Origin of the sequence: Granulicella arctica, assembly GCF_025685605.1 — a bacterium.
Taxonomy (GTDB): domain Bacteria; phylum Acidobacteriota; class Terriglobia; order Terriglobales; family Acidobacteriaceae; genus Edaphobacter; species Edaphobacter arcticus.
The window spans coordinates 1-21,194 of record NZ_JAGTUT010000008.1 but is presented as its reverse complement, the minus strand read 5'-3'; the positions used below and the strand labels follow the sequence as shown (position 1 = coordinate 21,194).

General features: G+C 53.1%; 19 protein-coding genes. 4 read left to right on the top strand and 15 right to left on the bottom strand.

What is annotated here, in order from left to right; translation table 11 throughout:
* Positions 1 to 371 precede the first annotated feature (371 nt).
* Complete coding sequence (locus OHL20_RS24870) at positions 372 to 1,043, top strand: metallophosphatase domain-containing protein (protein ID WP_263386007.1); 672 nt, start codon at positions 372 to 374, stop codon at positions 1,041 to 1,043.
* A 315-nt stretch (positions 1,044 to 1,358) separates the two neighbouring features.
* Here the strand turns inward: OHL20_RS24870 and OHL20_RS24865 are convergent, their stop codons facing one another.
* Entirely contained in the window at positions 1,359 to 1,628 is a 270-nt protein-coding gene (locus OHL20_RS24865; protein WP_263386006.1) for a helix-turn-helix domain-containing protein, read from the bottom strand.
* Positions 1,629 to 1,722: 94 nt separating this feature from the next.
* Between OHL20_RS24865 and OHL20_RS24860 the strand changes: the two genes are divergently transcribed.
* Positions 1,723 to 1,989 carry a hypothetical protein gene (locus tag OHL20_RS24860; protein WP_263386005.1) on the top strand — a complete coding sequence of 89 codons (267 nt, stop codon included), beginning with the start codon at positions 1,723 to 1,725 and terminating at the stop codon, positions 1,987 to 1,989.
* Between the two features lie 815 nt (positions 1,990 to 2,804).
* Here the strand turns inward: OHL20_RS24860 and OHL20_RS24855 are convergent.
* Genes OHL20_RS24855 through OHL20_RS24845 form a run of 3 tightly spaced genes read right to left on the bottom strand, consistent with a single transcriptional unit; the run spans position 2,805 to position 4,625 of the window.
* On the bottom strand, positions 2,805 to 3,710 hold the full coding sequence (locus OHL20_RS24855; RefSeq protein WP_263386004.1) for a replication protein RepA: 906 nt from the start codon (positions 3,708 to 3,710) through the stop codon (positions 2,805 to 2,807).
* Between the two features lie 45 nt (positions 3,711 to 3,755).
* Positions 3,756 to 3,986, bottom strand: coding sequence for a hypothetical protein (locus OHL20_RS24850; RefSeq protein ID WP_263386003.1), 231 nt, complete (start codon positions 3,984 to 3,986; stop codon positions 3,756 to 3,758).
* A gap of 3 nt (positions 3,987 to 3,989) precedes the next feature.
* Positions 3,990 to 4,625, bottom strand: a complete 636-nt coding sequence (locus OHL20_RS24845; RefSeq protein ID WP_263386015.1) for a ParA family protein — start codon at positions 4,623 to 4,625, stop codon at positions 3,990 to 3,992.
* Positions 4,626 to 4,901: 276 nt separating this feature from the next.
* Here OHL20_RS24845 and OHL20_RS24840 point away from each other — a divergent pair, with 276 nt between their 5' ends.
* Together OHL20_RS24840 and OHL20_RS24835 are read left to right on the top strand one after the other, a co-directional pair.
* Positions 4,902 to 7,676, top strand: a complete 2,775-nt coding sequence (locus OHL20_RS24840; RefSeq protein WP_263386002.1) for a site-specific DNA-methyltransferase — start codon at positions 4,902 to 4,904, stop codon at positions 7,674 to 7,676.
* Positions 7,673 to 10,825, top strand: a complete 3,153-nt coding sequence (locus OHL20_RS24835; protein WP_263386001.1) for a BPTD_3080 family restriction endonuclease — start codon at positions 7,673 to 7,675, stop codon at positions 10,823 to 10,825. Before OHL20_RS24840 ends, OHL20_RS24835 begins: the two co-directional genes overlap by 4 nt.
* A gap of 43 nt (positions 10,826 to 10,868) precedes the next feature.
* Here the strand turns inward: OHL20_RS24835 and OHL20_RS24830 are convergent, their stop codons facing one another.
* The 11 genes from OHL20_RS24830 to OHL20_RS24780 all read right to left on the bottom strand — a co-directional run.
* Positions 10,869 to 11,309 (bottom strand): hypothetical protein, encoded by a 441-nt coding sequence (locus OHL20_RS24830; protein ID WP_263386000.1) that lies wholly within the window; start codon positions 11,307 to 11,309, stop codon positions 10,869 to 10,871.
* Positions 11,287 to 11,889 carry a nucleotidyltransferase domain-containing protein gene (locus tag OHL20_RS24825; RefSeq protein ID WP_263385999.1) on the bottom strand — a complete coding sequence of 201 codons (603 nt, stop codon included), beginning with the start codon at positions 11,887 to 11,889 and terminating at the stop codon, positions 11,287 to 11,289. Before OHL20_RS24825 ends, OHL20_RS24830 begins: the two co-directional genes overlap by 23 nt.
* Before the next feature lie 67 nt (positions 11,890 to 11,956).
* Positions 11,957 to 12,832, bottom strand: a complete 876-nt coding sequence (locus OHL20_RS24820) for a ParB/RepB/Spo0J family partition protein (protein WP_263385998.1) — start codon at positions 12,830 to 12,832, stop codon at positions 11,957 to 11,959.
* Positions 12,833 to 12,840: 8 nt separating this feature from the next.
* Positions 12,841 to 13,701 (bottom strand): plasmid partitioning protein RepB C-terminal domain-containing protein, encoded by an 861-nt coding sequence (locus OHL20_RS24815; protein ID WP_263385997.1) that lies wholly within the window; start codon positions 13,699 to 13,701, stop codon positions 12,841 to 12,843.
* Entirely contained in the window at positions 13,698 to 15,275 is a 1,578-nt protein-coding gene (locus OHL20_RS24810) for a recombinase family protein (protein ID WP_263385996.1), read from the bottom strand. Before OHL20_RS24810 ends, OHL20_RS24815 begins: the two co-directional genes overlap by 4 nt.
* Before the next feature lie 82 nt (positions 15,276 to 15,357).
* The gene (locus OHL20_RS24805) at positions 15,358 to 16,344 is read right to left on the bottom strand and encodes a site-specific integrase (RefSeq protein WP_263385995.1); all 987 of its coding nucleotides are present in this window, start codon (positions 16,342 to 16,344) and stop codon (positions 15,358 to 15,360) included.
* Positions 16,332 to 16,661, bottom strand: a complete 330-nt coding sequence (locus tag OHL20_RS24800; protein WP_263385994.1) for a hypothetical protein — start codon at positions 16,659 to 16,661, stop codon at positions 16,332 to 16,334. Before OHL20_RS24800 ends, OHL20_RS24805 begins: the two co-directional genes overlap by 13 nt.
* 421 nt (positions 16,662 to 17,082) lie before the next feature.
* Complete coding sequence (locus tag OHL20_RS24795; RefSeq protein ID WP_263385993.1) at positions 17,083 to 18,750, bottom strand: hypothetical protein; 1,668 nt, start codon at positions 18,748 to 18,750, stop codon at positions 17,083 to 17,085.
* A 109-nt stretch (positions 18,751 to 18,859) separates the two neighbouring features.
* Positions 18,860 to 19,633, bottom strand: coding sequence for a hypothetical protein (locus OHL20_RS24790; protein ID WP_263385992.1), 774 nt, complete (start codon positions 19,631 to 19,633; stop codon positions 18,860 to 18,862).
* Positions 19,630 to 20,145, bottom strand: a complete 516-nt coding sequence (locus OHL20_RS24785) for a dual specificity protein phosphatase family protein (RefSeq protein ID WP_263385991.1) — start codon at positions 20,143 to 20,145, stop codon at positions 19,630 to 19,632. Before OHL20_RS24785 ends, OHL20_RS24790 begins: the two co-directional genes overlap by 4 nt.
* A 140-nt stretch (positions 20,146 to 20,285) precedes the next feature.
* Positions 20,286 to 21,194 (bottom strand): DUF4917 family protein (locus OHL20_RS24780; protein ID WP_263385990.1); only part of this gene is annotated, 909 nt, incomplete at its 5' end.

Below are 21,194 nucleotides of genomic sequence, written 5' to 3'. Positions count from 1 at the left end.
ACTTGCCCTATTGATTAGATACAATAAGAACATGTCTGGAAGGACTATAGCACGGCCTAAACGCTCCCTTACCGCGAACATTACAGGCTAGAAGGCAATGGTCATCGTTGTACAAAATCTGTGCAATATCTGTGCAACGAACCAAGTGCTGTCCATGGCATGTACAAAATCTGTGCAACGAACCAAGTTCATTTCCTGTACATGGCGGGATGCCGATTGGCTCATGAACAGAAAAAGAACACTTCATGAACAAACTCGGAAATGTAGCCCAACCATGTACAGGAAATGAATGGTTTATGAACAATCAGAAGACGCACCCTGCTCGTCTGTACATAGGGACGTTCGGGACGCGTTGCTAGAGGGGCGAGACGATGCCAACTAAGACCAAACCGGGGAAACCAGAAAAGGGATCACTTCGGCTCGTATGTATTGGCGACACTCATGGCTTCCACCGCAGATTGAGCGTTCCTGCGGGCGACATCCTGATTCACTCCGGAGACTTCGACGGCCGCACAATTGAAGAGGTGGATGACTTCAACGCCTGGCTGGGATCACTTCCCTTCCGGCACAAGCTGGTCATCGCCGGCAATCACGATCTGCTCTTCGATCGCAAACCTAAACTAGCTCGCGCACACCTTACCGAAGCCATCTACCTTCAGGATTCCGGTGTTCGTCTAGAAGGAATGAACTTCTGGGGATCTCCGGTGAACTCCGTAATCGGCGAGGAGTGGGCGTTCGGGGTGGAACGAGGAGCCAGTATGCGCAAACACTGGGATCGTATTCCCGAAGATACGGATGTGCTCATCACTCATGAAGCGCCTTATGGGACGCTGGATAAAAATGACATCCTGGGCAGATATCATGGATGCCAGAATCTGCTCGGCGCTCTCCTCCGGGTAAAGCCGAAGCTGCACGTTTTTGGGCACATCCACGGTGGTCATGGTCGAGAATCAGCATGGAATATGACGTTGGTTAACTGCGCCGTAGTGAATAACCGCCGCATCCTTACTCATGCCCCTACTGTCATTGAACTGATCCGGTAAGCATCGTGCACGAGCTTCGGTCGGGTGAAACACGATAGTCGCCGTAGTCGCAAAAATTGTTTTACGTCGAGTCAAACGCGATACGAATGGAAAGCATTTCTGACTGATTTGGGCGTTATTCGAAGCCCGGTATCATCACCTGGTTCAGGTCAGCTCCACATCGACTCGTAGCCGCCGAAGTCAGTCGGGTGAAACACGATAGCGCTGCAGTCGGACACACTCTTCAGGTCGGGTGAAACACGATACCGACGGAGCCATCTCAATCTCTTCCTTGTCCGGACAGAGAAGGCCTAGTACCAGGATTTCTGGTGGGAATCACAAAGCGTTTTGGTGCTGCTCTGCTAAAGAGATTAGTTGGCTTAGCGGGATTCCGAACACCTGGGCGATGTTGACCATGGTGCGCAACGTGGGGCTCTTCCGGCCACGTTCAATCTGCCCGATATAGCTGAGGTGATATCCGAGCGCATGAGCCAAATCATCCTGGGTCAGGCTCTTCTCCATTCGCAACTCTGTTACCGCGCGGCCGAAAGCCTCCTCGGAGGTTTTGGCCGTACGCTCGACAGCTGCTCCGATGGGTCTGGCCACATAGCCATCGTTCCCTGCCGAAGCCTCGCGTAACATCTACTATAGTACGTGTTACGGTTTCAGTACCCCCGGCATGTCGGTAGAAAGGGCAATTATGGACGAAAATCTGGAGCTTCCCGAGACGTTCGATTTTGAAGATTTGGGACTCATCCTTCAGCCGGACGCAGAATTCTTCATCAGCAATACGGCTTTGCTGGAAGACGTTGTTGAGTTCAACGGGATTCACATGCGCTCCTTTCGGAACCGGCCCTACTACACGTACCTTGCGGTCTGGGCGTTGCGAAGCTGCTACCACGGTCATCTGGCACGCGGCGGAAAACCAAATGCGCTCATGGAAGGATTACAAGACAAAACGAAATAAACCCGCCGAGCTGATGTTTAGTCCCTTCCCTACACCTGCGGATAGTCGGTCCAGAGTTTCGCCTGCTTCGCTGCGACGCCTTCCCGCTCCAAGTTGGCGAGTCTCCCTTTCCATTTTTCGACAATTTTCAATGCCTGCCGACTGCGTCGTTCGGCACGAGCGAGCATCCGTTCTACATGCGCTCTCTGTCCGGTTTGGGATTTAGGACTGACGATCATGCTCCTTGAGACGCCATCAGAGCATGAGATCCACGGCTCGTTTGATTGGTTTGTACTTCTTCTGCGTTCTCGACATGATGGGCAAAACATTCTGGCATGAGAACTTCGGGTCAGAACCGCGTAGCCCACATTCTAGCTAAAGGCCTAGCCTGGATACGGAGCTAACCAATCCTGCCACAATTCAAAATAGAGAACGGCTGTCAGATTGGCCTGTAGACAGCATCGATGAGCTTGCATGGGGCTGGGATCATATTTGCTATTCGTCGAGCGTGGCGGGTGCTTCTCGCTTGATTCATAGTGGATTCTGATCGTTAGTCGCAACCACCGTATAACCCCACCCTCTATGGGACGTTTTTGTCTTGTTGTTTGTTCTTTCACAACTCCACCGATTAGCGTCATCAACTATTGGATAAATAAAAACTACAAGCAAGAACTAAAGGCTTAACTACAGGCTTCCTTATATGCAGCGAAAAAGCGTCACCGTTTCACCGTAGAGACGTCACCGTTTCACCGTAGAGGTGTCACCGTTTCACCGTGGAAAAGTGAAAACGTCAATGTTCCAGCGTCACCGTTTCACCGTAGTGGAAATAGTAAAACTCAAGACTTGGCAGGAATTGCAGTAGGTGAGGGATGCACGATCAGTGCTGAGGTGGTGGTCTCCAGTTTGAGGGTCGGATAGACAAGCTGGATCTTCTTGAGAGCAAGCAGAACCTTGGCCCGAAATTGACGGACCTCCGCGTACTCGGCCCCCATTTGTCCGTGTAGCCCCTCCCAAGGAATGATTCGGGGTTCACGTTTCCGATTGGCACTGAACGCAGTGTGAGCGAGCCAAGCGTATAGGTCGAGGGCCAGCGGAGATCGCTTCAACGCTCGAAGGGCTCGCATATCAACCGGGACGGGAGCCGCGGTGATGGCGGCATAAAAGTCTTCCCCCAACTCGACCCAACTCTCCCAGAGATTGTCTTGCTGCGATCGCGCAGGATCCCACCAGAGTGTGCCACGGGGTGCAATCTGCATGTCGACGTAGCTCTTACTCCATTCACGCTTATCCTCAAACGTGACGATAGCCCGGAACAGACGCTCCATCTGCGAGTGAAGCCTCGCGGCATCCCCACGCTTCCCTCCCCCAGTCCGTGGGCTCAGGCCGATCTCTCTCATAAATGAATCCAGGCTGTTTCCGAGACGAATGCGCCGGTTCTTCTTCTGAGTAGCTTCCGTGACAAGCCAAAAGAGAAGCAGGCGAGGAATCGAACCATAAGGGTAAAGAGGCTTGCGCGTCTTTAGATCGACATAAGGACGGATCGCTAAGGTGAGATGTCCATTCGTGCGCGCCCAAACGGAGACATCTCCTGGGTCGGAATGAGGAAGGGTGCACTGTACGAGCTGGCGCGCCATATAGGAACGTTCAACAGCTTCCGGACTCATACGAATGTCGACAGCCGCGTCGATCAGCTTGTCCGCGTAGCTCCCTTTGAGAGCGTCTCCCTTTGGCTTCCTTGCCATTCATGCCTCTAACTTTTAGTTATTTACGTAATTCGTTATTTCGTTCTAGCCGCGCCGTTCCCTGATGGCTCTGAAACCTTCCTGCAGAAGGTCCAACATGCTGATTCCCTGCTGCGAAGCGTAGACCTTGAACTCCCGGTGGAAATCGGCGGGTACTTTGAAGTTAAGTGGTTTAAGCGAACCAGATTCAGACTTCTCTAGATTGCCAACAGTTAGATCGACGGCGGGTGGTGGACCCTTGCGGGACTTTTTGACGGGCGGGGGTACGTTTGCCATGATTTAGGCTGCCTTTCCCTTCTGCATCTGAGTGATAAGGTCAACGATCCCTTGGGCAAGTTCGTCACTACGCCTGTTGAGCGAGGGAAACCTGGTCTCCGTAAGTGAGCGTCCTTCATCGGAAGCGCGTCGATACGCAGTCTTCTCGGGCAGACTCCCGGCCAATACACGGTATCCCGCCTCAGTAATGTACTCACGGGCTTCCTGGATCTCAGACTCGCTATCGCCAACGCGCGAGAGAGCAAAGGCCATCTTCGCAGCTTTGATATCTCGTTTCCGCAGCTCGTGGGCGAGCAAAACAGACGGCTCCAGGTCGTCGAGCGAAAGTCCAGTAGGAAGTATGGTAAGCAGGGATGCAGCGGCGATCTTGAGGGTGCCAGCCGTAGAATGTGGCGGACCGTCGAGGATCAGCAAATCATAGTGGTTGCCAGTTTTTAGTGCTTGTTCAACGGTTCCAAAACGCTCAACGGGGATGACGGGGTCGATTCCGGCCTGCAAACGGCGGGACTGCCAGTTGAAACTCGTACCTTGAGAAACGTCGAGGTCGGCAATTTTGACTGTCCAGCCCGCCAGCGCATACTCCCGAGCCACAAGCCGGGAGAGAGTGCTTTTACCCACACCGCCCTTCTGTGAAACCATGCCAACGATGACTGCCATACTCTGAAGATAAAACGAAAACGTTTCTTCGTCTATTACAGAAATAACGATTACGTTCTTTGTGTACCTATTTTGATACCAGTAGCGATTTCGTGCTTTCGTTATTTCTCTTTACGATGGGGTAGTGCAGATTAGAGTGGAAGAGTCTCACATTCTGCATTACTAGAGCATCCGGGGTTCCGATCGATGGCTACACGTACGAAGCGTCCTGCAATGAGCCGAGTTGCCGAGCCTTACCAGCACACGCAGGAAACACCAATGCGGCCCGAAGTTGGCACCCAGGCTCAGTTCAAGAAACGCAAGGCACCAAAGACCTACCGATATGACAGTTCGCTCGATCCGGCGCTGAGCTGGGATGATGGGTCGTCGCGGGCGATGGGCGAGTGGCTGCTGGACTTGATTGTGGAGGCTTCGAAGCTGGCGGCTCCTCACCGCTTTCCAACTCCGAAGGAATTTTTGGGAGCGGGGAATGCCGTCCTGATGACGGTCAACGGCCTGGAAGATGCAGTCCGGGAGCTTCAGGGGCTGGGCAAGCCGTTTCTGGACTGGGCAGGGAAGGCCGAGCGGCTTTCCATGGACGTGCCGACGCTTCCGCTGTTTATTCACGAGCGGCTCTCGACGCAGGCGATTCTGGAGACGCTCAGGGGTCATAAGCGAGAAGGCGTTGACGAGCAGGCGAGTCTGTTCGGCGATGCGCAGCGCCCATTGGCAGAGCGAATGAAACCTTATGAGCACCGGGACAAGTGGGTCAACCGGATGGTGCTCGGGGATTCCCTAGTAGTGATGAACTCGATGCTGGAGTACGAAGGAATGGGCGGACAAGTCCAAATGATCTACATGGACCCGCCGTATGGCGTTAAGTTCGGATCGAATTTTCAGCCGTTTGTTCGTAAGCGGGATGTAAAACACAATGATGACGCAGACCTGACCCGCGAACCAGAGATGGTGCAGGCTTACCGGGATACATGGGAGCTTGGACTGCATAGCTATCTGACATACCTACGAGACCGGTTAGTGATCGCTAGGGATTTGCTGACTCCAAGTGGAAGCATCTTTGTTCAGATTAGTGATGACAACTTACACCATGTGCGAGAGCTTTTAGACGAGGTGTTCGGGGCTGAGAATCGAATCAGTGTCATCACTTTTATTAAAACGACAAGCTCCACTGCTGACACGCTTGGTGCTGTTGCCGATTACCTACTTTGGTATTCGAAGGACGTACAGCGGGTCAAATATCGCGCATTGTTTAACACGAAAGAGGCCGGAGAAGAAGGGACGTCTCAATACATTTGGGCAGAAGCGCCGGATAGGACCGTACAAAGAAAACTGTCTGAAGCTGAACGCAATGACCATTCGCTGCTTCCAAAGGGCTGGCGAATTTTTGCGGCTGATAATGCTTCATCATCGCGTGCAGCAGGTGACGGAGAAGCAAAAGAAATCACGGCTCTTGGCAGAACTTTTCCACTTCGAAAAGGCTCTTGGAAGACGTCCCCTGAAGGATTTGCCAATCTGGAAAAAAACCATCGCCTAATCGCGATAGGTGCAAGCCTCATGTACAAGCGCTACTTCGATGATTTTCCCGCCTCCGCAATCTCAAATGTCTGGCGAGACACCTTGATGACTGGGTTTTCCGAGGCGAAGAATTATGTTGTGCAGACATCTCAAAAAGTTCTTCAACGATGCATTTTGATGACGACTGATCCCGGTGAACTGGTATTTGATCCCACCTGCGGATCTGGAACAGCGGCATTCATGGCGGAGCATTGGGGACGCCGATGGATTACTTGTGACGCCTCACGTGTACCTCTTGCTCTCGCCAGACAAAGACTTCTCACTGCTACGTTTCCTTGGTACAAGATCAAAGGAAACGGGGATGTTCCTTCTTCTGGTTTCGAATATGTCCGCAAACAGAACAAGAACGGTCAGGAGATCGGTGGCGTTTTTCCATATGTGACTTTGAAGTCCATAGCTAACCAGCTTTCATCCACTGAACGAGTGCTTGTAGATCGTCCAGAAGAAGATAAGCTTGTAACGCGCATTACTGGGCCATTCTGCTTCGAAGCTACTATTCCTACACCACTCGATGTGGAGGGTAGCGAAAAACCTGAGACGGAACGCGCCGCGATCGAAACTCCAAGCGAGCAAGCGGGAACATATCTGGATCGAATGCTTGATATTTTGCGACGAAGCCCCTTACTGAGGTTGGAAGGGAATCGAACTGTTCAACTGCAAAACATCCGTCCGCTGACCCGTACCCTGGCCGGGCTGGTAGAGGCGAACGTGGATGCCAGTGCAGAGGGTCAGACCCCAACGCTCACGGATGTAGTGGGCGAAGCAGCGGAGGCGAACGGTCTCCTTCTCCGCGGGATGGGCAGCAATCGGAAGCCTGTCGCAATTGTTTTCGGACCGGAGAATGGCAGCATCTCCGAAGGGCTGGTGTACAGCGCGGCGAAAGAAGCGACCGCGAAGGACTATACCCACCTGTACTGCATCGGGTTTGCGATTGAGCCGAACGCACGGCAACTGATCCAAAGCTGTGAAGACGTAATGGGGATCGCGGCAACCTATGTCCAGGCGACGATGGACCTGAACATGGGCGATCTGCTGAAGAATATGCGGTCGAGCCAAATCTTCTCAGTGTGTGGGCTCCCGGATGTCACGGTGACAAAGGGTGCCGATGATCGCTATCAAGTTGAACTGGTCGGTCTGGATGTTTTCGATCCAATCTCCATGGAGAACCACCACGCCAAGGGGGACGATGTGCCGGCCTGGATGTTGGATACGGATTACAACGGGATGTGCTTCCATGTGACGCAGGCGTTCTTTCCTAGAACCAGTGCCTGGGACGCGCTGAAGAAAGCGCTGAAAGCCGACTACGAAGCAAGTCTCTGGGATCATCTTGCGGGGTCGATCAGCGCGCCATTTGAATCGCGCAAAGAAGCCCAGATTGCAGTTAAGGTGATTGACGACCGGGGCAACGAGCTGATGGTAGTGAAGAAGCTGAGCGATGCCACAATGGCGGTAGCTCAATGAGCGGCGTTGAGAACGAAGTCAACGAACCGATCCTGAATCGTCCCTTCTACGAGCCGGAGTTGTTCTGGTATCTGCGAGAGGGCGAGACCCCGCAGAAGAAGGAAGGGCGACGTCCTTCGTTCGTCTTTGAGCCGCGCGATCAGCGCACCTCTTGGACAACAGACGGCCGAATCCTTGGCCCGTCGGCGCTGTATACGGGCGCGTATGAGCTGGTGATGGTGAACCTGATCCGTGAGCGACTGAAAGCGTGGGAGAACTCCGGTTATGCAGGCGCTACGCGGACAACGACGGAGTTGCTGGCCTACTGGCAGGATGAGGGCAGGGAAAAGCGGCTCTTCTACGCCCAACTCGAAGCAGCCAAGACGATCATCTTCCTCACGGAGGCACGACAGGATCTCTTACAGGGAATCTCGGTCCCACGGGACGAGCCAAGTGCTGACCGAAAAGAAGCTGGTTATAGCGGGTTCCTCCGCTACGCCTGCAAGATGGCAACAGGAGCTGGAAAGACAACGGTCATGGGAATGCTTACCGCATGGAGCATCCTGAACAAGGTGGCGAGCCGTGGGGATAAGCGCTTCTCCGATGTTGTGGTGGCCGTCTGTCCGAACGTCACGATTCGTGACCGTCTAACGGAGCTACAGCCTGAACGTGGCGATGCCAGCATCTACCGGACGCGAGACCTGGTGCCGGAACGCCTGATGCCGCAGCTTGCGCAGGGCAGGGTACTGGTTACGAACTGGCACGTCTTCGAACCCCAGAGCGTGCAGACAGATGGAGCCAAAGTCGAAAAGCGTGGCGTCCTGGTGCGAACGCGCGAGGCGATACGGATTGGACCGAAGACCACGACTGCCCGCAATAAGCGATATCTAACGCTAGAAGAATACGAACGTCAGGTCTCGCGTGGGTTGTTGACGGTACTTGATGCGCAGGCAGATCCAAAAACCGGTGTCCTGAAGCAAGTGTTCGTGGAATCGGCGCGATATGTCGAGAGTGACACGGCGCTCCTGCAACGGGTATTGGGAAGAGACATCGGCGGAAAAAAGAATATTTTGGTGCTGAATGATGAGGCGCACCATGCCTATCGAATTGCCGAGGAGATGCCCGAAGAAGATGATCTTGAGTTCGGGGATGAAGAAGATGCCGACGATGAACTCCTGGGGGATAAGAAAGAGGCGACGGTCTGGGTAGAGGGGCTGGACCGTATCCAACGGATGCGAGGTATCAACTTCTGCGTCGATCTTTCGGCAACGCCTTACTTTGTTGGTCGCGTGGGACAGGAGACGAATAAACCGTTTCCGTGGGTTGTGAGCGACTTCGGTCTGATCGATGCCATTGAATCAGGCCTAGTAAAAGTGCCGCAACTTGCCGCTCGCGACAATACTGGCGCAGAGATTGCGGGCTATCGCAACATATGGGAATGGATCATGCAACCTGGTCGTCTGACGGCTCGGGAACGCGGAGGTACGCGAGCAAACCCGCAACCGGAGGCGGTGCTGAAATGGGCGCAGCAACCCATCACCATGCTTGGGAGCTTATGGCAAAAAGAATTCGAGGAATGGAAGGGTGAGAGTCGGGAAGTAAAGCAGGGCAGGGAACCGGTGTACATCCTGGTGGTAAAAAACACCAAGCTGGCAAAGGTGATCCATGAGTGGATCGCGGAGGACAAAACACCTGCTGGCTTGCCCGCGGCGCGACTGGAAGAGCTACGGAACCGCGATGGTCGGGTCGTGACGATCCGCGTGGATTCGAAGGTGGTCAAAGAGTCGGACGGCGGGGCGAAGGGTGATGAGCAGCGATGGATGCGATTCACGCTCGATACAGTTGGAAAAACAGACTGGACGCGGGATCGTCAAGGTCAGCCGATCTATCCAGAAAAATTCTTCGAGACGGCTGAGAAATTGAAACGCCCGCTACATCCCCCTGGAAGGGATATTCGATGCATCGTCAGCGTCGGAATGCTGACGGAGGGTTGGGACTGCAACACGGTAACGCACATCATCGGCTTGAGACCGTTCATGTCGCAATTGCTCTGCGAACAGGTAGTTGGCCGTGGCCTGCGACGGGCCAGCTACGAACTCGGACCAGATGACCGCTTCTCAGAAGAGATTGCGACAGTGCTGGGTGTGCCGTTCGAGGTTGTGCCCTTCAAGGCAAACACCCAAACCGCGCCTGATGCGAAGGTCAAGCGTCACCATGTTCACGCCTTACCGGAACGGTCAGCCCTCCAGATCACTTTCCCGCGAGTCGAGGGGTATACGCAAGCGATTCGAAACCGCATAGTCTTTGACTGGGAAAATGTCCCCCCGTTGCTGATCGATCCTCTTCATATTCCGACAGAAATCGAGATGCGCGGCCTTAATGTGACTGCAACCGGATGGCCAGTGCTGAATGGTCCAGGTACCGCTTCAAGGGTGGATCTGGAGGAGTTTCGCAGGAAGCACCGAATGCAGCAGCTTGTCTTTGAATGTGCCCAGAGGCTCACGCGCGAGTATTGTGCGCAGCCTGGAGCTACCATCGCGCCGCATACATTGTTTCCCCAGTTGGTTCCGGTAGTGGAACGGTATCTGCACGATCATGTTGAGGTGTTGCATGGTGGAGATAGGAAAGATGCATTCCTGTCGCCGTATTTTGGCTGGTTGATCGAAACATTACGAGAGCATATTCGTCCGGATCAGGCTCAAGGCGAAGCTCCTGAGATTCCACGCTATGAGGAGAACCGGATGGAGGGTTCGACTGGGGACGTGGATACCTGGACGAGTAAGGATGTGCGCGAAGTGACTCGAAGCCATGTAAACTTTGTCATTGCTGATACGCAGCAGTGGGAACAGGCAGCGGCCTTCATCCTCGACACTCACGCTCGGGTCGAAGCATTCGTCAAAAATGCAGGGCTTGGATTTGGCATTCCATACCTGCACAACGGTCAGATGCATGACTACGTGCCGGACTTCCTGGTGCGGCTAAAAAACGTGGCCGATACAACGATCATTTTGGAAACGAAGGGTTTCGATCCTTTGGCTGAAGTGAAGGCCAGCGCAGCCGCCCGCTGGGTAGATGCAGTGAATGCCGAGGGAAGTCATGGCCGTTGGCGATATGAGCTGGCTAGGAATGTGTCGTCTGTTGGAGAAAAGTTGACTCTCTTTGAACAATAACGAAAACGTCTTTTCGTTATTGCTATTTTCCAATGCTCCAAGGTTAGAGAAGTTCTGGATGAGTCATACGCAACCAGGCTTCAACAGTATGGCGAAGATCCTCAGCCGTAATAAGGATTTGCTCCAGTTCCTGACTGGAAATGGAGCCGGCCGAGTCATAGCTGGCTACGTTCCGCTTCTTCGAAAAGGCAAGCAGCTTTCGGATCAATCTGCCATCGGCACCAATCGTGTATTCGAGCGTCTCGATGGTGCGGGTATGGTGGCCGGATTGATTCGTGGTGCGATATCCACTTGCACGCAAAGCAGTGTTTGCAAGCGCAAGGACCGCATTGAAGGTCGTGTAGAAGCGCAGATCGTCGGAAATGTCCTTAATGGCTGCATCATTCATGGAGCGAGCTACGATGCCTAGCTGATCGGTAATCTCTTGAGGACTTGTGGGCTCGCGACGAAGCCAAGCGTTCTCAACGTATTTCTCTAAACTCATTCTCGTTTCCGATCAAAAAAATTAGTGGAGCGTTCTGGATGGCTGTAAGAAAATGATTGCCCTTGTGGAGTTTTGCTCGGAGTTCTTCCCGAGCAAATACGGTTGGATTGATCGGCCTACTGAGTTTGTGCTCTAACGGTGAGGTCTTGTCCAGCAGATCATCTAGTGTAATCTCGCCGATCACCATGAGATCGATGTCGCTCCTTGAATTCTCTTCGCCACGAGCGAAGGAGCCGTAAACGAAGGCGAACTCAACGTTTTCGGTAAAAGGTGTGAGCGCCTCGCGGAGCATATGAAACACTCCGGTGGTCTTCGCCAATAGGGAGTGAAGTTCGGCAAAGACCGGATGGTCGGGGTTTGCACGATAGAAGACCTGATTCTCGCGGTCACACCGAAGAATTAGTCCAGTAGCAGTCAGCGTGGCTAGCTCACGCTGAACGGTGCCCGCGCTGCCATTGATGTGGCGAGCTAACTGTCGAAGGAAGAAGATGCTATCTGGCTTGTCATACAGAGTCGCGAGAAGTCGACCACGCGTTCGTCCGAAAAGTAGATCGCTCAGCGGTGCATCTTTCGTTCTCATTATGAGTACAAGTGTACTCAAATTGAGTACAGCAACGCAAGGAACGAGAGCGCCTACAAATAACGATTTAGGCTGCGAGTTGCCGCTTTTCAAGCCATAACTGCAGGGCTACGAGCGATTCTCTGTGCTTCTTCTCCATGTAACGTACTACCTTCGGGTTCTTAAGGAGCCCTTCCACGTACCTTTGACAAACAGTAAGGGTCAACGCGTCTCTCCCAAACGAATCCTCAAGGCCTCGAAGGTCCGTCAATAAGGAGTCGCTCTCTTTGGAAAAGCGGATCGTTGCAGCGTCCATTCCTGGCTTTGCCTCACGGCGTTTCGGAGCGTCGATCAGGCAATCACTCTTCGTTCCATAGAGAAGGGCACTGATGAAGGTGTAGCTGAAGGCAGAGTTTGCAATCATGTGTTCGGCCACTTCGACCTGCCGTAAAGGCTTCATCTTGCGCATGACGGAGAATATTTTGGCGTTTAGCTTATGATCCCTGAGCATCTCGACCGCCTCAGCGCAGATACCATTCAGCATGTCGCGCTTCGCCCTGATGACCGCAATGTCCACGTTCAGTGATCGTGCTATCCGTTCTTCAGTCAGCCCATTACGTAGTGCCTGGAGGAGCATCAGGTGCTGCGCAATGGGTGGGATAGCGTTGATTCTGCGGTTGTAGGTGTAAGCCTCGTCATCCGTTGAAAGAATGCATTTGGCTTCCGTTGCGCCGGTCTCCTTCAGCACCTCAAAACGAAGATTTCCGTCAAGGAGAAGGTATTCCGTGGGCGACCTTGGGAAAACGGCTAAGGGCTCGATAAGGCCGATCTCTTTAATAGAGGCCGTGATCTGCCGGTACGCTGCGCTGGTCTTGGTTTCGCGCGAGACTTCCGTTTGTGGAACGATGTGGGCGAGAGGGATGGAGACGAGTTGATGTTCAAAGGCTTTTGGAAGCAAGTTCATGATCACTCCTAACGAATTCGCATCGCGAGCTGTTCAGGCATATCAAACAGTTTTTCCGCACGAAGCATGGTCACCAGGTCTTCGTCCGCAAAGAGATTGCGTACAACTGTTGCGATGATGAGGAGTTTTTCCCGAGCCTGATCGGCTTTTGCAACGAGACGCTGCTGCTCGCGGACCCGCTGTTTATAAAGATTAGCCAGAGCAGCTCCGGTCATGGGCTTATCAGGGAGTATCGCTTTGCCCTCCCTCTGAGCTTTGCGATTCTTGATGAGCTTCCGGATAGCCTGGAGCTTGGGACCTCTAATTTCGCCTGTCTCGTAGCCCTCCATCATTGCCTTTTGGATGTTTGCATCATCACCGTTGGCAATCTCGATCGCTACCGTAACTGGGATTCTCCCGGACTCAACTTGCTCGATCAACGAAGACTCTCCGCACTCAACCAAGCGGACAATGCCGTGAATATAGCTACGATCAAGCCCCAGCTTGCTTGCGATTGTGGGACTGTTGTATCCGCGTTCTAACAAACGCCGCACTTCCCAGTAAATTGCTTTGTTCGAGGATGGGCGCCGCGCGATGTTTTCGACCAAGCTCATCAGGTGCCGGTCCGCCTCAGAAGCGTCAACGATCATTGCGGCAATCGTCTCTTGCCCCAGCTCAACGTGAGCTTCCAACCGTCCCTGGCCATAGACAAGGTCATATAGGTTTCCGTGCTCATCCGGAGCATCTCTACGAGAAACGCTGATCGGTCGTTTCAAACCGACGGCCTTGATGCTCGCTACAATCGCTAGCCACTTCACCCTGTTTCGAGTCCTGGGATTCACCACAAGAACGCGATCTACTGGTATTTCTTCGACACCTTCCATCTTCATGCTGCCTCCTCCAGTGCCGCTCGTTTAGCGATCGCCATAAAGAAAGAGAGGTCATCGAACCGGAAAACCTCAAGGAAAAGGGGATTGTGTGAAGCGAAACGAAGGGATAAGCCCAGGTCTGCAATGCTGGGCAAGAGGTAGTAGTCCAAAACTTCCTCATTTCCTGGTCGCAGCCGAGCCGCAATCGTGATGTCTGGCTGAAGCGCGTTATCCAGGCGAACGATCCATCGCTGGTTGCCCGCCTGCGTCGTCTGGCACCGAGCTAGCACCAAAGCGGCTGTGTACTCAGAGTTGATGGTCAACAGGTCTGTCGTTTCGTCTCTGCTGACAGTTGCATTGATCGCTTTGAGCTGCGCAACGATCTCATCGACTAAAGGCTTGTACTGTGCACGAATGTTCCGGTTTATCTGCAGGTACTCATAATTTCGACCAGAGCTCCACCCGATAAGCGAATATGCCCTTGGGAGACTTCCGAACCTGGAGACATAAATAGAACTGGAGGGCATGTCCTCTGCTTCATTAATGATGAAGCAGGATAGCTTTCCTTTTTGGGTTAAAAGGATACGAAGCCGCGCAAGAAGATCCTCATCGGTATACGAGCGATGCCGGGCCTCGATGATGCGCAGCGCGTCTTCGAACATTTCGAGCGAGACGATAGCGTCGAACGCGCCCCGCTTCAAGATCCACATCTCGGGCGGATTTTTCACCCGTTTCAGCTTCAGTTTGAAAGAACGGCGATTATAAACATTACAGCCGATGTACTTCGGATTGGTCAGAATCTGATGAATCGATTCCCTTGTCCAGGGACGTCCCAAGTTGCTTAAGATACCCTCTCCGTTCAAGCTTTCAGCTATCGACCGCTCCGCTTTACTTTCCTGAGTGAAACTCTTGAAGATACGCTGCACGATCAGAACTTCGGAAGCTGGTCCGGCTGCCAGAACAACTCGATCTGTTTGTAGGCTTTTTCGCTCACCATCGCGGAGGACCTGCTTCAAATTTCGGTCCTGATCGACCAAGTGCCGTCGCAAACCGTACCCCGCAGGTCCGCCCTGTCGAAATCCAAGCTCAATTAGCCGACATTGTCCGGCAAAGACCTTGACCGAAAGCTCTCGGCTGTACTCGGCCGCCATGGCCCGTTTCAAAGTTTTTATTAGGGCAGAAGGCAGACTGCCGTCATTCTCAAACTGCTCAGCACAGTAATGGATTCGAATGCCTGCGCATTTAAGGGCGTACTCATAGGACGCGCTCTCGTCTGCATCCTGAAAACGGCCCCATCTGCTGACGTCGTAGACGAGCACCGCCTCGAAGGCCACGCTTCCTGCTTGAACATCAGCTAGAAGACTCTTCAGGCTCGCCCGGCCGGCTAAATTAAGCCCGCTCTTCCCGTGATCGGCATAGGTTTGCACGATCTCCATTGAATGAGCCTTCGCGTACTCCTCGATTGCCAGAGACTGGTTTTCTGTGGAATATTGCTGATGCTCCGTCGACATACGGACGTATTGGGCGACACGGGTAGACGGCAAGCTATGCCTGACTTTCCACGCGAGACTGGAACAGGCGGGATTCGCGCTCATCCGAACGTGAATCGCCGTCAGGGTGAGAATCGTATCAGTAGAACGCCTGTCGAACATCACTAAAGTCGGCGCAGCGCTAAACTCAGTATGAAATCCGCTCTACCTCATCGAGGGCGACCTCATCGCTGCGCCGATCGTAGAGCCCGGTAGTCCGAGCTGACTCGTGGCCGGCCATGTGCTGAGCGATCTCCAGCTTACCCCCGTTCTGTAGGTAAGTCGTGATCCCGGTGGCGCGGAAGCTGTGGGCGCTTACCTTGGTTTTGAGTCCTGCAGCTCGCGCTCGTCGCTGAATCATCATGTGCACGTTGGCCTGGGGCAGGGGAGTGCGATCGGTCAGCCGGCCATAGCGCAGGGTAGGGAAGAGCGGGGCCTCGGGTTCGGAGCCGAGCCCCGACGCCGCAATCCATTCCTCTAAATACTGATCCAGGTTGTGATGGCAGGGAAGCTCGGTCACCTTGCCGCCCTTCTCGTGGAGCCGCACCCAGCCACGGCGTTTCTGTACATAGAAGTCTTGAACCTTCATTCCGGTGGCCGCTCCTACTCGGGCGAAGGTGTATCCCATGAGGGCGATCAGGGCCCGGTCGCGGAGCCCGAGCAGGGAAGTGGTGTCGATTGCGGCGAGCAATTCCCCCATCTCCTCGGCTGAAAGTACGGAGGTCTTGCCCTTGCGGACGCTGTGCTTCGGTCCCCGGACCGCGTGGGCCGGATTCGTCTCCATGATGTGCCCGGTCACCAGCCAATCGAAGAGCATCCGGATCGCGGCGAGGTGCTGTTTAACGGTCGGCTTGGAGTGGGTGCGGCCGAGCTGCTCGACGTAGGCCGCGACGTGCATCGGCATCACCCCGGCCAGATCCCCGAGACCTCTCTCCTCGCACCAGGCAGCGAAGCCCTCGACAGCTTTGAAGTAGGCGCGTCGGGTGTTGGGGTTGCGGATGTTGACGGTGAAGAACTCCCAGAAGCGCCGACCGCCTTCGGGCACGGCCTGGAAGAGCGCCGGCAGACGATCAGCGGCAGAAAGCGGTAAAACTGCATTTTGCTCTCGAACCATGAGAAGGTTTAGCGCTTCCATACTGACTTGTCTCCCCACTTGCGGAGCGCAGTTTCGCTTAGCCAAACAGCCAGCCATGCTCCAGCGAATCCCGGCAGTAGAAAGAAGAACAAGACTTCGAAGAAGCCATGGACGCCCTCAACTGGCCGAAGCGCGATCTTCAGCACAAAGCCGCATATCAGCACCCAGCTGATGTACCCGGCAAGCGCACAGAAGCCAAATGCGACAGGAGCAACCAGTGCCGAGATCGAATGACGTCGCAGTCGAGGCACGACCAAGAAGACGCCAAACGCAATCATCGAGAGCAGGACGAACGGTGCGGCGTAGATGATCTGCATGGCGGCTCCGCTTATATATGATAACGTCCTTTATCATATATAGATGAAGAGTCTCTCGACTCATTCTGGAGGACTGATCTCAGGGAGTTCTAAGATGGAATGAGTTGTGAGTCGGGGAGAACGCAACCAAAAATGCCCACCGATGAGTGGGCATTGTCTGATCTATTCAAGCATTATGGATTACGCCGCATTGTCGCTGAAAACTTGGCAGCAACTCTGCTATATACCGCTTTATCGCCTGCCCTAGGCCCGTCAATGATGATACGGCCGATCGCTCGGGCCTCATTGCTCGAATGAACAAGCAGCTGTTGACGCTGTTTCTTCTCCATGTGCGGGAAGCTTGCAACGCGAGTCAGTTGTCCGAGATCTCTAGGGCTCAATCCCATATATACAGCTTACTCCATTTGTCAATTGCCACGCATTAACGCTTTGGTATCACCATAATTGGCTTGGAAAGATCAAGATAAGCAGATTTTCCGCCATCATCTCGGCCATCGGCAGCCCACTCAGTTCGATGCTTACTGACGAACGGCAAGAGAATCGCCTCCGCACCCACTTTTAGCTCTATCTCCTGACTCCATGGCTTGAATGGGCTCTGCCAAAGAGCCACAACTCTGCGTCTATCTTTTTTAGTTCCAATGTCTTTCGGATTCTTCGGAAGACTCCGATCACTCATCCCAAAACTGGTCACGGAAAGAACGGTGGATCCCGGGTCATCCGCGAGACTCGCTGCATAGCGACCAGGCCACCTCTCCTTGATTTGCGGTCCGTCCATTAAGAGAGCGATGACGAGGTTCGGGCCGACTGCACGCACGAGGTCGCCCACCGGGTCAGGTCTAGCCAAATCCTCGCAAATCAATGTGGATATCACCAGTCCATCTCGCGCAGCATAGAACATGAACTCTCGAGAGGAGATGTCAATATGTTCCCACCATTGCTTCCGAATATCGAGGGACGTCTCCAAATGATATTGCCCGATCTGCCCCTCGTCGATTTTCCACCGGTGATGCTTCTGCTGCACGAATGTGTTGGCGCCTAGCGCTGAAACTCGTACTTCGTTTCGGGGATATGCTCCCGCCTTAGCTGAAACCCGCACCCCTGCTATGAGCAACATGTCTTTACGTTCAGTAAATGAGGAGAGCGCTCTAAATTCCTGTTCGGTGACGGCCAGTTCCGGATACACCACGGCATGAATCTCGACACCTTCTAGACTGTCTGACCGCAAGAGAGTCTTCAGATGTGCAAGCGGTGTGGGCGTATGGGGTTTTGGCGCAAAAGTAAAGAAATCGAAAACCGGAGGCATGTTATCTATCTCATGATCGTTCGCGGTACAGGAACGCACTGCGCCGTCATCAACTTTCAGCGGCCAAGGAACGAACAAAACATTGAATGCAGGTCCAACTTGCTCCGGTAAAAAATGCCATCTCGGAATGATTTCGTTCGCTAGAATAAGCCCCAAATTGAGAGACAAAGATCTAATTGTCATTCCGCTCTGAGGTGTATGCATCTTGGGCAAGACACGCGCTATTTCTGGATGAATCTCTTTGCAGAGGGTAGCGCCATGAATTCCAACGTCTTTATCGCTTCCTTCGAGGATAAGATCCAACGCGTGGTCATAGAATGGGGTTTCCGCTGGGTCCAATGAAGGGTTCGGTAGACCCACGCGGCTACAGGCTTCGTCTGCACACGCAGTAAGAAACACGAGGTGCTCTAAAAGTTCGCGCTTCTTGCAGATGTCCTTTAGCAGCGTGCTGTTCTCTGCTGCAACCGCTGACCAGGCAAGTCGCACTTGCTTGGGAACTTTGGGCCAGCTCGTGCGCCATGTATCACCAATCAGACGGACATCGCTTACCCAGGTTGACGAAGCCTTAGGCGGCCACTTCTGGAGAATCGACGCGTAAGCGCCGCGTTGTATCAGTAGGGAGGTGGCCACAGCAAAAACATCGGCGGGCCATTCTGGGCACGCTCGTTGGCGCGTTGCCATGCGGGGTAACATCCGTTTCAGGACGATACCTACTGTCATCCCAGAGCCAAAGCGTTGTTCCTGAGCCTTTTTCTTGATCTGAGTCTTTATCGTCAACTTACGCACGTACCTATGCTATGTCTTTTCGGGAACGATCCCAAGCGAGCTGAAAACGAGATAAAGGATATATCATGCGCAATTGATTGGAACCATTCCGCCAATTACCCGTTATCCGTTACGTGTTTGCCTCGACCTCTGATCGTGTTTTCCACTGTGAAATGATGTCACCGGCCCAAGCGACTCCACTACTGCTCTTTTTAACTTTCGACGGATCCCTCGCGATGGAGGCGATTTCATCCGCATACGTCGGCTTTAGCTTTTGCTGGATTAGCCAAGCACGGACTTCTTCTGCGTCTACGGGTATCTTCGCCTTCTTCAGAATTCGAAAGAGATCAATCGTTTTATCTTTGTCTCGAGGATGGGCGAGCCCTGTCGATACATTGATTCCTGTCAGCAGCGACTTTAAAGCACTGACCACAATAGGAGCGGGCAGCGGGGCAGTAGAAGCTTGCGCATTCGTCAGGATATCTGTTGGTCCATGAGCATCAATCCACCCTTGAACATCCTCCATAAGCCACGGCACAACTATCATCGCGGCTGTACCATTGAGACCGTCGACCCTCGTCACCAGCCTTAGTGAAGCGTCAAGCAGTAATATAACGGCCTTTGGAGCAGACCTAGGCAACGTGACAGAAGAATAGTACCTTATCGGTTTTCCCTTTGAAACAAGAGATCGGCCCTGTGCCAAGACCTTGGTTTGGAATTCTCCAAGGAATTGCTCTATTGGAGTATGCCGAAGCTGAGCTTTCGTTTCGGTAACAATCCAGAGTTCTGAGCTCTCAGGAACTCCAAGTTGATCGAAAGAGAATTCCGCCGCCAAGATAAGAGCTTCAGCATCAGCGGGCTTGCTCACATAAAAATTTTGACGAGACATCGAAAATCCTTTCATAAATCGTTCCCGTTACTGGGATTACTCTTCCATCCAGCCCACTGATTTTTTAGAAATCCATAAACGCCACCTGCTGGTGCGAATAATGGGTACTTTTCCTTGAAAACAGCTAATGCTCGTTCAAAAGAATCACGCGGCAGTTGATCTGTGTAGGTCCCTAAGTAAAGCATGGCGATGGACGGCGCTCGAGAACACCCCTGATTGCAATGCACCAGGACAGAGCGAACGTTTTGCAGATTCTCCTGAATGAATTGAATCGCTGCATTCATGATTGAGTCGTCGATCCAACGTGGATCGGCAACATCTACAAGGTTCAGGATCAGGCGATTTCCACGACGGGCAATTAGGTATTCGGGATGGCTCTTATCAACTGCCCTCCCCGTATAGCCAAGGGCCTTGCGGTGATGTGGCTCTTTACAGGCATGAACGACAGCCCATTCTCTCGAGGCAAAGCTGCCATCTTCAAAGTCTTGTTGACAACCGACGAATAGCCCTGGATACACCTCGATCATCTTTGTCTCGTTTCCGTTAAATCTAGGTCGTTCATCAACCTGTTAGAGATTCTGTCTGGCATTTTTTGAGGTCGACATCAGGTGCAAAAAGCCCCAGAAATAACGCAGGGCTACCATGTAGATCCAGCATAGGAAGGTATTTACCCCCACACGTGAGCGCTAGACGAATCGTAAAAGAGCACTTCGAGGGGTGCCCGCGGGTGCCGACGAGATTTGAGCAGTTCGGCCCTGGCTGTAATGGCTTGATTGATCACGCTTGAGGAATCGCCGTATAGGCTCACAAAGAGCTGGCCGCACCGACCTTTTTCGATCTGCTTCAAAACATGAGCATCGTTATCCGCAAGTGAATGTCCGAAGATGAAGATCGCCGGCTTGGGTTGATCGCAGTTGCCTCGGAAACTTCTCAACCCTTTATGAAGATAAGCCGAATGCCGGATGCGTTCGATCTTTCCGCTGCTTGAACCCTCCGAGACGAATAGCGGAAAACGACCTTTCTCAAGTGCGGACCGGATTTGGTCAATCAGCGGCTTCCCGCCGGACCGTTGCCAACACTTCTTTTGCAGTTGAGATCCATAATCAAAGAGATGGAGAGCCCCATGCAGAAAATGAACATTTTGCTTGTGCGCCGCTTCAGCATCCCATGTCACATACTCCGCATCAAGTTCTTCATCCGGCGCGCGAAAGCCGTCATCGTGTTGTAAAAATTCTGCAGCTTCTACAGTCATCATCCCGTGAATGTCTGGATAAGGCGTAAGACTTTGATCATGGAGGAAAGTCCAATACAGGAGCAGATCGTAGTTCAACGTGTAGACACAACCGCGAAGATCCTTGTCATTGTTGCGAGACTCTCCCACAAAATGAGCTAAAAATTTGCGGCAGGCTCGATATTGCACATCGTTGACGTCGCTTGGGCGTTCGGGGTGTTTCCCGGCTATCGCTTGCACAAGCAGCTCTTTCAGAGCATCAGCATGACTGTTCATCTTCGCTTGTGCATTAGTATCTCCACCGTACAGTGGCAATAGGAGCACTGCCTGCCGAAGCGCATTTAC